13 protein-coding genes are annotated in these 14,870 nt (G+C 54.9%); 3 read left to right on the forward strand and 10 right to left on the reverse strand.

Going from position 1 to position 14,870, the window contains the following annotated elements; all coding sequences use genetic code 11:
• Positions 1-239 precede the first annotated feature (239 nt).
• Complete coding sequence (locus L1F29_RS26685; protein WP_258385066.1) at positions 240-863, reverse strand: cyclodeaminase/cyclohydrolase family protein; 624 nt, start codon at positions 861-863, stop codon at positions 240-242.
• Positions 860-1,726, reverse strand: a complete 867-nt coding sequence (locus L1F29_RS26690; protein WP_258385067.1) for a bifunctional 5,10-methylenetetrahydrofolate dehydrogenase/5,10-methenyltetrahydrofolate cyclohydrolase — start codon at positions 1,724-1,726, stop codon at positions 860-862. The genes L1F29_RS26685 and L1F29_RS26690 overlap by 4 nt, the downstream gene beginning before the upstream one ends.
• A gap of 532 nt (positions 1,727-2,258) precedes the next feature.
• On the opposite strand from L1F29_RS26690, the gene L1F29_RS26695 reads away from it, so the two are divergent.
• Positions 2,259-3,038, forward strand: a complete 780-nt coding sequence (locus L1F29_RS26695; RefSeq protein WP_258385068.1) for a pirin family protein — start codon at positions 2,259-2,261, stop codon at positions 3,036-3,038.
• A gap of 89 nt (positions 3,039-3,127) precedes the next feature.
• Here the strand turns inward: L1F29_RS26695 and L1F29_RS26700 are convergent, their stop codons facing one another.
• The gene (locus tag L1F29_RS26700; protein ID WP_258385069.1) at positions 3,128-4,021 is read right to left on the reverse strand and encodes a LysR family transcriptional regulator; all 894 of its coding nucleotides are present in this window, start codon (positions 4,019-4,021) and stop codon (positions 3,128-3,130) included.
• 122 nt (positions 4,022-4,143) lie between these two features.
• On the opposite strand from L1F29_RS26700, the gene aroA reads away from it, so the two are divergent.
• Positions 4,144-5,499 carry a 3-phosphoshikimate 1-carboxyvinyltransferase gene (gene aroA, locus L1F29_RS26705; protein WP_258385070.1) on the forward strand — a complete coding sequence of 452 codons (1,356 nt, stop codon included), beginning with the start codon at positions 4,144-4,146 and terminating at the stop codon, positions 5,497-5,499.
• 21 nt (positions 5,500-5,520) lie between these two features.
• Here the strand turns inward: aroA and L1F29_RS26710 are convergent, their stop codons facing one another.
• On the reverse strand, positions 5,521-7,461 hold the full coding sequence (locus L1F29_RS26710; RefSeq protein ID WP_258385071.1) for a YhgE/Pip domain-containing protein: 1,941 nt from the start codon (positions 7,459-7,461) through the stop codon (positions 5,521-5,523).
• Positions 7,462-7,637: 176 nt separating this feature from the next.
• Between L1F29_RS26710 and L1F29_RS26715 the strand changes: the two genes are divergently transcribed.
• Entirely contained in the window at positions 7,638-8,669 is a 1,032-nt protein-coding gene (locus L1F29_RS26715; RefSeq protein WP_258385072.1) for an alpha/beta hydrolase, read from the forward strand.
• Between the two features lie 112 nt (positions 8,670-8,781).
• Here L1F29_RS26715 and L1F29_RS26720 read toward each other — a convergent pair whose 3' ends face one another.
• The 6 genes from L1F29_RS26720 to L1F29_RS26745 form a co-directional block, all read right to left on the reverse strand.
• Positions 8,782-9,624 carry an NAD-dependent epimerase/dehydratase family protein gene (locus L1F29_RS26720; RefSeq protein ID WP_258385073.1) on the reverse strand — a complete coding sequence of 281 codons (843 nt, stop codon included), beginning with the start codon at positions 9,622-9,624 and terminating at the stop codon, positions 8,782-8,784.
• An 86-nt stretch (positions 9,625-9,710) separates the two neighbouring features.
• Positions 9,711-10,598 carry an SMP-30/gluconolactonase/LRE family protein gene (locus L1F29_RS26725; protein ID WP_258385074.1) on the reverse strand — a complete coding sequence of 296 codons (888 nt, stop codon included), beginning with the start codon at positions 10,596-10,598 and terminating at the stop codon, positions 9,711-9,713.
• An 89-nt stretch (positions 10,599-10,687) separates the two neighbouring features.
• Positions 10,688-11,911: an enolase C-terminal domain-like protein gene (locus tag L1F29_RS26730; protein ID WP_258385075.1), complete on the reverse strand. Its 1,224-nt coding sequence runs from the start codon at positions 11,909-11,911 to the stop codon at positions 10,688-10,690.
• 86 nt (positions 11,912-11,997) lie between these two features.
• The gene (locus L1F29_RS26735; protein ID WP_258385076.1) at positions 11,998-12,846 is read right to left on the reverse strand and encodes a phytanoyl-CoA dioxygenase family protein; all 849 of its coding nucleotides are present in this window, start codon (positions 12,844-12,846) and stop codon (positions 11,998-12,000) included.
• Positions 12,847-12,879: 33 nt separating this feature from the next.
• Complete coding sequence (locus tag L1F29_RS26740; protein ID WP_258385077.1) at positions 12,880-13,827, reverse strand: carbohydrate ABC transporter permease; 948 nt, start codon at positions 13,825-13,827, stop codon at positions 12,880-12,882.
• Positions 13,821-14,783 (reverse strand): ABC transporter permease, encoded by a 963-nt coding sequence (locus L1F29_RS26745; RefSeq protein WP_258385078.1) that lies wholly within the window; start codon positions 14,781-14,783, stop codon positions 13,821-13,823. Before L1F29_RS26745 ends, L1F29_RS26740 begins: the two co-directional genes overlap by 7 nt.
• Between the last annotated feature and the right edge of the window lie 87 nt (positions 14,784-14,870).

A 14,870-nucleotide genomic window follows, 5' to 3' on the forward strand; every position in this document is an offset into this window, starting at 1 on the left:
AAGACTAAAGGACCGTCACAGGGTACCTTTAGTCTTTCTTTTTGGAAGAGAAAGGATGCATGAATCGTTGAATGGCATGGCAAAAAAATCCCTTCTATTATATACACATTTTTTTATTTTATCCTTTAAAGCCAGAGCCGCTCCCTATCTTCTAGAACCAGGCAGCGTATAGCAGAACAGAAATCGGACCCGAATGCCTTCCTATTGAAGGCTGTCCGGATCCGATTTGCGCAGCCGGGTTACATCCGCTTACGTACGTGCTCCAGCACCGCCCGCTTCATAGCTTCGCCTTGTTCCAGCAGCTCTTCTCCCCGCCTGCGAAGCTGCGTGGCAGCCGTCTCGTTCTTCATCGATTTCAAATTGATTTCGACGGTCAGCCAAGCCGACTGCATAGCGGCCTCCAGCATAATCGCGGCAATCCCCCAATCGGATATGACGTTCCGGTTCACCGCCCCCGCTTCCTCGTTCAGCACAATCAATAATGGATGGCATAACAGCATCAGAGATAACGGAACCTCCGCGGCAGCTGCAGCGGCATCCTCCAAAGCCTGCTTCCGCCGCGCTTGTTCGCCTACCGTACCTTTCGGAAGGGCCAATGCGTCCATGAACCGGCTGAACGCCGCAATATCCGCACGTAAGACGGCTTCGCTTCTCTCAATTGCCGCTTCCATTTCCCGGGCAATTTCGCGCATTCGATTACGGACGGCGTCGAATTTCGGGCCTGATGTCAAATTGGCGACCATGGCGCCCATCGATGCTCCAAGGCCTGCTGAGAGAGCGGCGGCGCTTCCTCCTCCCGGCGTCGGTGAGCTGGAGCTTGCTTCTGTCAGGAATGAACGAATCGACTGGTCGTACATTCTCATCGAGAAAACCTCCCCTCTGCTTCCTGCAGGTCCATGGCACGCATCACATTTTCAAACAAGAGGACTGTAGTTAGCGTACCCACGCCTCCGGGGACCGGGGATATTGCACGAACCGCATTGGCTGTTTCCGGATCAACGTCGCCGGTTATCCCATTTCCGTCTATTTTCGCGTTGATGCCCGCATCGATGACGACCAGCTCGGGATGAACCATCGCTTTCTTGATCAGACCGGCATGCCCGGCTGCCGCTATAATAATATCCGCCTGCCGAATATGAACCGACAGGTCGGGAGTATGGGAATGACAAACCGTTACGGTCGCGTTCTCTCTCAGCAGCAGCTGGACAAGAGGCCGTCCTACCGTTTCTCCTCTGCCGATAACGACGACATGTTTGCCGCGCAGCGGATATTGATAATAATGAAGCAGACGGATACAGGACTGCGGTGTCGCCGGGTAAATGCCCGGTGAACCGATCATGCATGCCAGCTTGTTGGCGGAAGCGATCCCGTCGACGTCTTTGAGCGGATCGATTGCGTCCGCCAGCCTGCCGAGCCGGATTCCGCCCGGTAAAGGCAGCTCCAGCATAATGCCGTGCACATCCGCCTTCTTATTTAATGAAGCAATTGTCTGAATCAGCGGCTCTTCCTGCACGTCAGGCGGGAATGTTAACAGCTCGAACTTCACGTTCAGCTTCTCGGCCAGCCGGCGCTTAGCCTGGGCATAATATAGAGATGCCGGATCTCCTTCCACAAGAATCGCTGCGATGGCAGGCTCGACTCCTTGTGCGTGCCACCGTTTTACCTTCGCTGCAATTCGGGCGCTTGTTTCATCTGCGAGCGGTTTTGCTTTCAATAGGACAGCCATACTTTCGCCTCCAGTTTCTCTTTGTTAGGTAACAGCAAGAAAGAAAACAAAAAAAGCATTTGATCTGAAGGCACGTTGAGTCCCTCTTGTCAAATACTTCGCCCAGGCGTACGGCTTGCCCATGGGTCGTTCCAGCTAAGAACGTCCGCAGCGGCAATCAGCTGCTCCGAATGCATGGCATTTGAACCGGCAGCATCCGCATGCTCCACCGTGGTTCTCCACGTTTCGCCAGTTACATGCGGGAATATGAAGCTGCCATGATTATATCAAAATCAGCAATCGTATGCATCCAAAACCTTTCGAGGCTGAATCGGGAATAAGGCGAGTGAGAGCAGGAAGTGTTGTACCGTGCAAAGCTCCTAGAGCGGTATGTCGTTGCATGGCAGGGGGCGAGCACATGGAGAGACGACCGCGTTCATCCCTTGACAGAAAGATCAATTTCGTTTATCTTTAATTTAAGACATTTTAATTTAAGATGTGAGGCTGAATGTGCTTACTAAACCATCATGATCCATTTGAGGAGGAAACAAGGATGACACAACCCCTAATTTATGGTCCAACCTTGCAAGCATCGGGCGCCTTTGACGGCGGGAAGATAACCGAGCAGAAGCCGATCGGCTTTCCGGGCGAAGGCTCCGTGATCAAGCGGGTCGGGCCGCTGTTCTACTGGGCATGGGCAGAATCGAAGGAGGAAGGCTACATTCCGCTTCACCCCCATCAAGCCTTCGAAATAATGACCTACGTCGTTCAGGGTCAAGCGATGCACGGGGATACGCTCGGCACGAAGAGTATCATTGGCGCTGGCGGTGCGCAAGTGATGCAGACGGGCTCCGGGGTCAGTCATGAGGAACGTTTTATCGGGCCGGATATGGAAGGCTTCCAAATATGGTTCGAGCCTTCCATGAAGGAAGCGCTGCAGCGCCAGCCGACCTACAGCCAGTTCGAGCATGACCAATTCCCTTCCGAGCAAGGCGACGGGTACGTCAGCAAGAACGTTCTCGGGCCGGACTCCCCAATCGAATTGGTCGCGGAAGCACAGATGTGGGACGTCACGATCGAGCCAGGCCGGACGTTCCGCCACACGATTGCCGAAGATAAGACACTGACTGCTTTGGCGATCCGCGGCAACGGAACGATCGGCTACGCGTCGGAGGAGCGCCTGGCAGCACGCTTTAACCATAAAGATTTTATCGTTCAACGAGCCGATGATGCGCTCGAAATCATCTTGACCGCCACGGATGAAGCAGCATTGCGAATAATTCTGATCGAGGTGCCGACCAACGTCTCCTATCCTCTGTTGCGGAAGCGTTAATCGTATATATGAATAAGCAGACTGTCACGATTTGGTGCCAGTCTGCTTTCATTATAAGTCTCAAAAACGAATGGTCGACCTTAGGGCAGTCATGACATAAGCTGCTTCGGAGACAGCATGTCGATAAACCGGGAGGATGCCAGCGGAAGCGGCATCCCTCTTCTCACAGCAATGCCGATCGTTCTGGGCGGTATCGGCTCGGCCGTCCGAAGCTCGAACAGTTCCCCCGCTTCAAGCTCCGAGGCGACGAACGAACGGATGACGAATGCCGCCCCGAACCCCCGCCGCGCGAATTCGACCAGCAGATCGACGCTGCCCAGCTCGATATCCGCTTCAACGGCTACCCCTTGTCCCGCTAACCACCTCTCGAGAAACCGGCGTGTACCGCTTCCCTGCGACAGCAGCAGCAGCGGCGTGGATGCGATTTCCACGCCTGTCAGCGGCTTATCCGATAATGAGCGGTAAGCATCGCCTACAACAAAGGTATCTTGGATGGCGGACAATGGCTGAATCTCAAGCATGGGATCGTCGACCGGCATGGGGACGATGATGCAGTCCGTTAAGCCATCCTTCAACCGTTCGATCAGATCCGGCGTCTTGCCATGGGAGAGTCGGATCCGGACGTTTGGATACAAGGTGCGGTATTCGTCAAGCTGCCCGAGCAGCAGATGCTTCATGAGGGAATCGCTCGCTCCTATCCGCAGCTCTCCGGCAGCGAGACGCTTCAAGGCATCCATCCGCTGCTCACCCGCATCAAGCAGCGTCAACGACCGCTCCACATAACCGAGCAGCGCCTGGCCCTCCGCCGTCAGTTCGACGCCTTTGGATAACCGATGAAACAGCTTAAGGCCTAACTGGCCTTCTAATTGTTTGATCGCATAACTGACAGAGGGCTGCGTAATATACAGCTCCTGAGCCGCCTTGGTCAAATTGCCGGCCTTGGCCGTATGGAGAAAGATACGGTACCACTCCAAATTGAGCATGACATAGAACACCTCTATAGCATATAGCTGTAATTAGTATTTCTTTTATCGATATGATCCCCATTATAATTTATTTAGACACAGCCGTCCATGAGGATAATATAAGAGAGGATGATGATTCTATGACTGCTCAATCCGTTCAACAGCCGGATCACGAGGCTCGCTCTCCGTGGTCCCGTCATAACGACTGTCAGGAGGCCGTTCTATCTCCCGCTTCGAACCCTGTTCATGCCAAACTAACCGTCCCCGGGAGCAAAAGCCTGACGAACCGTGCGCTCATCATAGCCGCATTGGCTTCGGGTACCTCCGAATTGGCAGGTATTCTGAAGAGCGACGATTCGTATTGGTGCATCGACAGCTTACGCCGCCTCGGCATCTCGATTACGATGGACGGCGAACGCGCAATCGTCGAAGGGGGCGGCGGTGTTTGGCCTATCCGACATGGGGAGCTGTATGCCGGCGCAGCCGGCACTGTCGCCCGCTTCTTACCTGGAGCACTCGCTGCCGCAAGCGGGCACTGGACATTAAGAGGAAGCAAACGAATGAGTGAGCGGCCGATTGCGCCGCTTGTGGGTGCCCTGACCTCGCTCGGAGCCGATATCCGGTATGCGGAGAACGGACATCGGCTGCCGGTTTCCGTCGAAGGGAAAGGGCTTCGGGGCGGAACGATTGATATGCCAGGCGACCAATCGAGCCAATTCATCAGCGGCCTGCTGATCGCCGCCCCTTATGCGAAAGAACCCGTGACAGTTCATATTAACGGTCCGATCGTGCAGCATGATTATGTGGAGATGACTCTGGCAACCATGAGTCAGTTCGGGGCCGATGCCCAGATGGGCATCGATAAACAGACGATTTATGTCCACCCCCGCCGTTATGAGGCGCGGTCCTTTGCATTAGAACCCGATGTATCGACTTGCGGCTATTTCTGGGCGCTTGCCGCCCTCACGAACGGGTATATCCGTGTCGAAGGCCTTCCCGCCAATACCCGCCAGCCGGATATGCTGCTCTTGAAGGCGTTGGAACAAATGGGCTGTACAACTGCGGTGGAGAACAATGCCGTAGAAGTTCGGGGTACGGGGCAGCTTACGGGAGGGTTTACGGTGAGCATGAAAGAATGGTCCGACCAGACGTTGACGATGGCGGCATTGGCCGTGTTCGCCGACGGTCCGATTACGCTGACGGATGCCGCTCATATCCGCCATCATGAATGTGACCGTATTGAGGCAATCTGCTCCGAGCTCGCCAAGCTCGGCATTCGAACGGATGAGCATCCGGACGGCCTCACGGTATACCCCGGGGAGCCGCTCCCTGCTCTTCTCGATCCGCATGACGATCATCGAATGGCCATGGCGCTCTCCCTGATTGGAGCCAAGATTCCCGGCGTCCGGATTGCCGACCCCGGCTGCGTATCCAAGACATGCCCCGATTATTGGGAACGCTTGGACGCACTTGGAATCGGCGTGCAGCTGCGATAAGATCCCTGCTCGCAGCAACTCTTACGCGGTATTCGGCTGCTCTTCCTTCGAGGTGCGTCCGAATATCCGCTTGCGGGCGAACGTTAAGGCGATTATCGTCAGCAGAATCGATAGAATGCCGAAGAGGAGCAATGCGATTAAATCGATGCGAAGGGATTGATATTCCCCCGTCGATAGAATGGTCCGCAATCCCTGTACCGTATAGGTAATGGGCAGGAAGCTGTGAACCGCCTGCAACCCTTCCGGGATAAGTTCCACAGGAAAGGTGCCCTCCGTCGCGGTTAGCTGCAGCACGAGCAAGATGATTCCAATGAACCGTCCGACGTTATCCATGACAGTTACAAGCAGCTGAATAACCGCCATAAATACCAGGCTGATAAAGAGCGTGAACCAGCCGAAGTCGATCGTGTTCCGCGGCTCAATGCCTACAATACCGATTAAGACGATACACAGGATGATCACTTGAAACAGCGAGACGATCGCCAATATGACATATTTGGAGAGGAACCAGCTCCACCCCGATGGAGGCGGCGAAGCCGTTTCGCGCAGCGGAAACACCGTACTGAGCAGAAGTGCGCCTACATAGAGGCTGATCGAGATGAAGAAGGGCGCCATCCCGGTACCGTAGTTGGGGATGGTCGTGACCGGCTCCTCCTTGAGGCGGACGGGATTGGCCATCATCTCATATAGCGGTTGCGACGCATGGAGACTCTTCAAGTCTTCCGCGCCATCCGCAAGTGCTCTGCTGAGCTTGCTGCTGCCGTCCACAAGCTTTCTCTCACCTGCCGCCAGCTTGTCCAAGCCGCTAATTAACGTATCCCAGCCTAGTCGCAGTTGATGAACGCCGTTCTTCAGCGAAGCGGCGCCTTTACTCAACTCGGACGCCCCAGAAGACAGCTTCTTAAGATTGTCGTCGGCCTGCTTCACCCCGGCTTCCAGCTTACCGAAGCTGCCGGTCAAATCCGCCATGCCCTTATTCAGCTTATCCAAGCTGGCCGACAGCTTCTTAAGGCCGCCCGAAACTTGTTCTCCCGCTGCAGTCAGGGCTGCATAGGTTTTGTTCTCCGCAAGCTCCGGGGTCTCGCTGCCTAATTGTGCGATCAGCGCGTTCACTCCATCCGAGCCGGTAGAAATTTGCTTCAATCCTTGAGCGAGCTGATCGCCGCCGGCCCGGGCATCGGACAGCCCTTTGCCGAAGGCTGACATTCCAGCAGCCGCTTGCGAAACGCCTCCTTCCAGCTTGGCGGCTCCGCTCGCCAATTGCGCGGCGGCACGCTGAAGCGAAGCAGCCCCTTCATCCAACTGCTTCAGCGATGCTTGCCTGCCCTTCACCTCGCTCAGCAGCCTATCGGTACCTGAAGCAAGCTCCGTCATCCCCGTGTGGAGGTCTCCCGCTCCCTTGCTCGCCTCCTGCATGCCATCCTTCAATTGTTCCAAACTATTGAATATCGCTTCCGTATAGGTACGCGTTAGCTGCTCGGATAGCTGCCCGCGTATTTTCTCCACGCCGCTCTCGCCAATTTTGGCTACCGTATAATTCAGCCCTTCATTCGACTTCACGATGAGCTCAAGAGGTGTCGGCTGATTCTCGGTTAATGTTGTCGCCCGCTTGGAGAAGTCCTTCGGGATCATGATGCCGAAATAATAATTGTTGTTCAACAGCCCCCGGTCGGCTTCCTCCCGTCCGATAAAATGCCATTCGAACGAATGATCCTTCTTGAACTCTTCCACCAGATCATTGCCGATCGCAAAGGTTTCGCCCTTATAAGTTACAGGCTGGTCCTCGTTGACAACGGCGACAGGAATCTTCTCGATATGGGCATAAGGATCCCAGAACGCCCACAGGTACGTTCCGCCATATAGAGCCGGAACCAGCATGATTCCGAGCAGCGCAATAACAGTCTTAGGCGTGCGGATGACCTTGCCCCACTCCGAACCTAACCAGGATAAACCTTTCATCATGTTTCCTCCAAACAACTGGGAATGATTGCAAACCCGCAGCGTTATTATGGAGTTTATATCCGGTTACTATACGTCAGCCGTTCCTTCAGTTTTGCCGAATGTTCATCTCATAACGGAACACGGTCCCGGGTATCCTAACGCATACAGAAGAACGCGATAAGAAATGGGGGACTATCATGCTGGGTTCGGCAATCACGATATCCATGCTGGCGTTGGCGGGAATAGGGTACAAGCTGTCCGGGTTCGTCATTCATATTCGAACCTATAAGGATGAGGAGATCTACAAATTCGAGACAAACGGGGGAACGATTGTTCAAGCAGACATTGAGCGGATGGCGAAGGAAGAGGTGAGCATTGAATCGCCGTTCGGATACCGGCTGCGCGGCTGGTTCTTCCCCGCCGAACAGGATCAAGGCAAGCTCGTCGTGCTGGTGCACGGCGTCACTTCTTCACTGGTAGGGTCGCTGAAATATATGGATATATTCCGCCGCAGAGGCTTCCATGTGCTCGCTTACGACCACCGCCGGCACGGTCTCAGCGGCGGCCCTTCGACAACATACGGCTACTATGAGAAGCATGATCTCAAAGCATGCATCGATTGGGCGCTTGAACGATACGGTCCGGACTGTAAAATCGGGGTGCTCGGGGAATCTATGGGCGCCGCAACGGCGCTGCAGCATGCGGCCATCGACCGGCGGGCGGCCTTCTATATTGTAGATTGCCCTTATTCCGACTTAACCGCCCAGCTCAAATACCGGTTGAAAAAAGATTTTCACATGCCTCCCGTTCCGCTGATGCAGCTTGCCGGATTATTCGTCTGGATGCGAACCGGAATGAAATTCAAGCAGGTCTCCCCGATCCGGGATGTGTCGGGGGTCGATACTCCTATTCTGTTTATCCACGGAGATGCGGACGACTATATACCGATGGAGATGACGCTTCAGCTCCATGAGGCGAAGCCGGGCTTCAAGCGGCTGTATCTCATGCCAGGCGCCGACCATGCGCAGTCGCTGCGTACAAACCGGGAGGAGTATGACCGTGTAGTGGGTGAATTCTTGGCGGAGCTTGGTTTGGCGGAACCGGTAGAATCGACCGGCGTCGCAGCCACAGGAGAAGCGGAGGGTAAGAATCGGAACCGGCTGGAGGTACCGGCTTATCTCTGTGCGGACGAATTGACGGCGAGTTCCGAAGCGCAGCTTCAGAATTAGTCACGCGGATGCCTCGCATGAGCTGTATCCAATGAAAGTACGTGATAATAATGAAAGGGGCGTAACAGTTCTCCTCCCCCTAAGAGGGGAAAGCTGTTACGCCTTCCTTAGGTTAATAGTTCTGCCAGGTGTAAACCGGCTCCCAGCAGAGCGCTTCCCGCGCACGCCGGTTACTGACAAGTGCTGTGAACCCGGAGAGCTCTTCCCGTATGTCGGTCACTTCCGGGAAATAGCTCGCAATCAGCTCCGGCGTCTCCACATCGGATAGCGTCACGCTGGAGGTGATATTCATCCCCTCAGGACTCAATCCGTCCGTTTCGAGCGCCAGCCGGCAAGCAGCAGACGCATCGCGAACATCCACATGGCTGTATAAATTTCGCTTGAATAAAGCCGGATTGGACTTCATGGCGCGGGTCAAATCCGGCCATTCTCGTTCCGAGATGATCGTCGAGAAGCGCAGCGGCACGACCTGCAAGCCCGAATTCCGGTAGAACATGGCAGCCGTCGACTCATTGAGAACCTTTGATAAGCCGTACGTTTCCTGCGGCTTCTGCGGATGCGCTTCGTCAACCGGGAAATAATCGGGTACGAACGGATGCGTTGCCCAATAGAATCCATATGACGATTCGCTCGAACCGATAACCGTCTTGCGCATGCCGAGCGCTTCGGCCGCTTCCAGAATGTTGTAAGTCGACATGACATTATTGAAATAGATTCGCCCATGCGTGTAAAGACCGAGCCCGGGTACGGCCGCCAGATGGATTACGGCATCCGTCCCCTTCAGCGCTCCGTAAGCTTCCCCGGCATCGGTCAGCTGTGCATGGACATACTTGCACTTTCGACCTTCCGGCGCTTTGCTGTCAATAACCGTTACTTCATAACCGTGCCGCAGCAGCTCGTCTATGACGTACAAGCCAAGCTTCCCGCTGCCGCCCGTCACCGCGATACGCTTCATGCCGCTTCCTCCGCATGTTCTGATTTTTCATGGCATACGCCAAAGAGCCGGATACGGCTTCTCCGCTTGGAGCATGTTCATCATTCTTACAGCCCGCACGGGATACCGGGATTTATCGTCTCCACCTTGTATAGCGAGGTCGTCGCCGTTATGAAGAGCGTGCGATTATCCTCTCCGCCCCAGCTGAGGTTGGCTGCAACTTCCGGAATACGTATAACGCCTAGTGCGGTGCCCGAAGAATCCAACACCCAGATGCCTCCAGGCCCTGTCACGTAAACATTGCCGCGGACATCCACCTTCAAGCCGTCAGGAACGCCGGCTCCGACGGAAGAATCCAGCCGGGCAAACAGCCTTCCATTACGTATGATGCCGTCATCGGCCACATCATAAACAAACACGTCCTGACTCGATGAGTCGTCCACATACAGGACCCGCTCATCCGGCGAGAAGCAAAGTCCGTTCGGATGATTCCTCTCCGCGCAGAGAAGCTCGATTGCGCCGCTCTCCGGCAGGTATCGATAGACCCCTTGATAGGGCAGCTCCTGTTCGGACGGGTGGGACAACCCATAAGGCGGATCCGTAAAATAAACCCGGCCATCCGATTTCACGACGATATCGTTCGGGCTGTTCAGCCGCTTCCCTTCGAACCGGTCGACGAGCGTCCGGACGGAGCCGCTCTCCTCCGTCACGGATACTCTGCGGTTGCCATGCTCGCATGCAAGCAAGCGTCCATGTCGGTCCAGCGTCAAGCCGTTGCTATTGCCGCTCGGCTCGCGGAACGGCTGCACGCCGTCTTGCGGACTCCAGCAGTAGATCCGATTGGCGGGAATATCGCTGAAGAAGAGAAGTCCCCGCTGCGAATCCCATACCGGCCCTTCAATAAACTGAAACCCGCTCGCGAGCTTGCTTACCGCGGCGTCGTCGGCGATAATGCCGCTCCACGCCGAATGATATTGTATTGCCTGCTCCGCCACCTTGTTCGTCCTCCTCTCCAAGCTACGGTGCCCTGCGTTCCAACCGGAATCGGAGAGCACGCTTCTCATTCCTGTCTGGCCTGCTAGGATCAAGGGCGGACGATCGTTCCGTCCGCCTTGCGGTCAATCGGATACGGCTTGTGATAGAAGCGCGTCCGAAGCTCCGGATTCACGAGCTTTGCCGCTTTCTCCTCGTCGATGTCGACGCCCAGTCCCGGACGCTCATTCGCGTAGAGATGGCCGTCCGATAAGACCGCATGGCCGGGGAAAGCTTCCAATTCCTCCGGACGGAACGTATTCTCTTCCTGAATGCCGAAATTCCAGATGGCCATATCCAGATGCATCGCCGCCGCCTGATTAACCGGGTCGTTGTCGCCTCCCTCCTGCCATGCGGTGCGAACGCCGTAAGGCTCGGCAAGAGCGGCAATTTTCCGGCACGCCGTTATGCCTCCGCCCTTGGAAACCCGGACGCGGATGAAGTCGATCAGCCGTTCCTGAATGAGCGGCAGCCATTCATGCGGACTGGTGAACAATTCCCCCATCGCCTGCGGAGTCGTACACTGCTGGCGGATGGAACGGAACCACGCGATCTGCTCCGGCGGGAGCACGTCTTCAAGAAAGAACAGCCGGTACGGCTCCAGACGCTTCGATAGAATAACCGCCCCTTGCGAGCTCAAATGCTCGTGAACGTCATGCGTGAATTTCGCTTCCGACCCAAAGCGGACGCGCAGCTGCTCGAACATATTCGGAATGGCTTCCAGGTAAGCTTCCTCATCGAAGACCGCAGCTGCCGGCCAAGCGTTCGTCGGCCGCTTCGCCCGCTCGGAAGGAAGGAAACCGCCTCCGCCGTATGCGCCCAGCTGGCAGCGGACGACGGGATACCCTTCCTCCTGATAGCGTACGATTTCCTCCGAGAGCTCGGCAATATCCCTGCCGCTTGCGTGAGCATAGCATGGCACGGCCGAGCGGCAAGGTCCGCCAAGCAGCCGGTAAACCGGCATTCCCGCTTCCTTGCCCTTAATATCCCAGAGCGCCATGTCGATGGCGCCGATGGCCGTCATCAGCGCTGAACCGTTGCGCCAATACCCGCTCTGGTACATCGACTGCCAAATATCTTCGATCGCGCCCGCGTCGCGTCCGATCAGCGTAGGTCCGAGCAGCTCCTCGATAACGGCAATAACCGCGCTGGGATTGAAGTAGTCGTTCGCCGAGCCGATTCCGTACAGCCCGGGCTGGTCGGTCTCCACCTTAACGATCGTCCAGCTGTTATCTTGGCGGGTGCGGATGATACGCACCCGTTTGATGGTCGTCATAGACACGCCTCCTATACGATTGTAGAAGAGACCGCTTCTTCAGCGGTCTCATTGTAGATGCTTACGGTGCCAATGCCCGGACCAGGTTATTTGATCATATGGTAGGGATAATAGGTCGGGAGCGGCTTCTTGTAATTGTCGCGCGCGAATTTGATCTGATTCGGCGTCCATTGCGAATAGAATAGACGGGTTTCCTTGTCGTCGCTGAGCGCCAGCTCCTCCGGCACGGTCGCCCAGTTGGTCAATGGCGCGCTCGACTCCCGCGAATGATAATTATGCATCGTGCGTCTGCCGTGCGAGCAGCCCTCCACGCCGCCCTTCCGCGTATGGAAGGTCGTAATGTTGTACAGAATGGCGGTTCCCGCTTTGCCCCGGATCGGGATCTCCTGATAAGCGTCGCCCATCTTCTCCTTCGCTTCATCCAGCGAGCCGTATTCGTGGCTGCTTGGGACGAGGCAGAAGGCCGGACAGCAATCGTGGACATCCTTCAAATAATAGATCGCGCATGTATAAGTGCTGAGGTATGGATTTTCCGGATCCCAAATCTTGCCGCCCACCGTGCCGTACCAGCTGATATCGCGATGAAAGCCCATCTGACTGTTGCTGGCCCGCTCCATCGTAATATCCCGGAAATCGAATTGGGCGAAGCGCGCTTCTCCAAGAAGCACCTCCTGAATCAAGGGGAACATCGTGCGATGACGGATAAACTTATCAATCTCCAACGGGTGCTTCATGAGCAGGCTCCCGTTGCCGGTCGCGCCTTCCATCGGCTTATGCCAGCTCTCCGGATCGGATTCCATTTCGCTCTCGACCAATTGATTCAAATAAGACAATTCTTCTTGCGATAATGCATCCGGAATGACGGCATAACCAAATGCCTTATAATGCTCCAAAATCTCTTCCTTCGCCGTTTGATACTCCGTAATCTTCAACATGTGTTTCCCACCTCACCGCTATGAATGTTGGTATTAACCTTTAACAGAGCCAAGCATGATGCCTTTTACAAAATATTTCTGAAGAAACGGATACACGATCAGAATGGGCACGATCGCGAAAATGATGGTCGCCGCCTTGATATTCTCGGGCTGAACGACTAATTTGCTCGCATCATTCAATGTATTCGTGTTCTGCGTGCCCATATTCAACATATTGAAATCGATCACGATCGAACGCAGGACCATCTGCAGCGGCCACTTGCTGTTATCGTTAATAAAGAACAGTCCCGAGAAATAATCATTCCAATGACCGACGGCGTAGAACAATCCGACCGTAGCGATAACGGGCTTGGACAAGGGAAGAATGACGCTCCACAGTACGCGGAATTCGGATGCGCCGTCGATCCGCGCCGATTCCTCCAAGCTCTCCGGTATGCTCCAGAAGAAGTTCCGCATTAAGATCAGATTGAACGACGCGACCAGCTTCGGCAGGATCAGCACCCAAATGTTGTTCAGCAAGCCGAGATTCTTCAGCAGGATATACATCGGAATCAGACCTGCGCCGAACAGCATCGGGATAATGATCAACCACAGCATGATCTTGTGGCCCGGAACATGCGTCTTCGATAATCCGTAAGCGCCCGTTGAAGTAAACAACAGATTGAGGAAGGTGCCGACTACCGTAACGAATACCGTAATGCCGAACGATTTCAACAAAACCTGCGTGTTAAAAATGTACTTGTACGATTCCAGCGTAAACGACTTCGGCCACAGCATCATCGGATCCTTGAAAACCTCGTGTGCCTCGCTAAGCGAGATCGCCCATACATTCACCATCGGCAGCAAGGTGACGAGGCCGGAGCCGATCAGGATGATATAGATGATCGCTTGCGCCCACCACGGGTTGGCATCCAGCTTATTCGTACCCGTCAGCACATCTTTCTCGTTCAACTGTTCCGCGCTTGCAGTCTGTTCTACCATAGCGATTTCTCCCCCATCCTGCGAATGATCGTGTTCGCCGTAATGATGAGGATCATCCCGATGATGCCTTTAAACAGGCCGACGGCAGTGGCCATCTCGAACTGGGATTGCAGAATACCCAGCCGATAGACATACGTATCGATAATGTCGCCGACATCGTAGACCGCCGGATTCAGGAACATAAAGATTTGCTCGAAGCCGGCATCCAGCACGCCAGCCAGCTGCAAGCAGAAGAGAAGCGCGATAATCGGCCGGATGCCCGGCAGCGTAACGTGCCAGATCTGTCTTAGCTTCCCGGCTCCATCGATCTTCGCCGCTTCGTACAGCTGCGAATCGATGCCCGCCAAGGCGGCCAGATAGATGATGGCCCCCCAGCCGAATTCCTTCAGAATAGCCGTCACCACGATGATCGTCCGGAATAAATCTTCATTGGTCGTCATGTTGATTTTCTCGAAGCCCGCATTGGACAGCAGCAAGTTGATAATGCCGCTCGGGCCGATGAAGTTGTAGATGATACCGGCAAAGACGACCCAGGACAGGAAGTGAGGGAAATAGGTGATCGTCTGAATCGAACGCTTGAACCAGAAGCTCCTCACTTCATTCAAGAGCAATGCGAACAGAATGGGTACCGGGAAGCCGAATATAAGGCGGTACATGCTAATGATGATCGTGTTCTTCAGCAAATCCGGAAACTTCTCCGATGTAAACATCGCCTCGAAGTGCTTGAACCCTACCCAAGGGCTGTCCATGATGCCGGACATAATCTTGAAATCTTTGAAAGCAATCGTGATTCCATAGAAAGGGGCATACGTAAAGATCGCGAAATAGATAATCGTCGGCAGAACCAGAATGTAGATATATCGCGATTTCCAAATCCGCGTGCGAAGCTTTACTCGCTTCTTGCCGATCGATTGCCCGGACATACCGGGCGGAGCTTGGACGGACTTTGCACTCATGCCATCATTCCTTTCTCCTGACCCCTGCATGAAGCAGTGGGGCGGAACGGAGCATGCCGTAAGCTGCCCTGCTCCGCCGCCGGGACG

The organism is Paenibacillus spongiae, from assembly GCF_024734895.1.
GTDB classification, from domain to species: domain Bacteria; phylum Bacillota; class Bacilli; order Paenibacillales; family Paenibacillaceae; genus Paenibacillus_Z; species Paenibacillus_Z spongiae.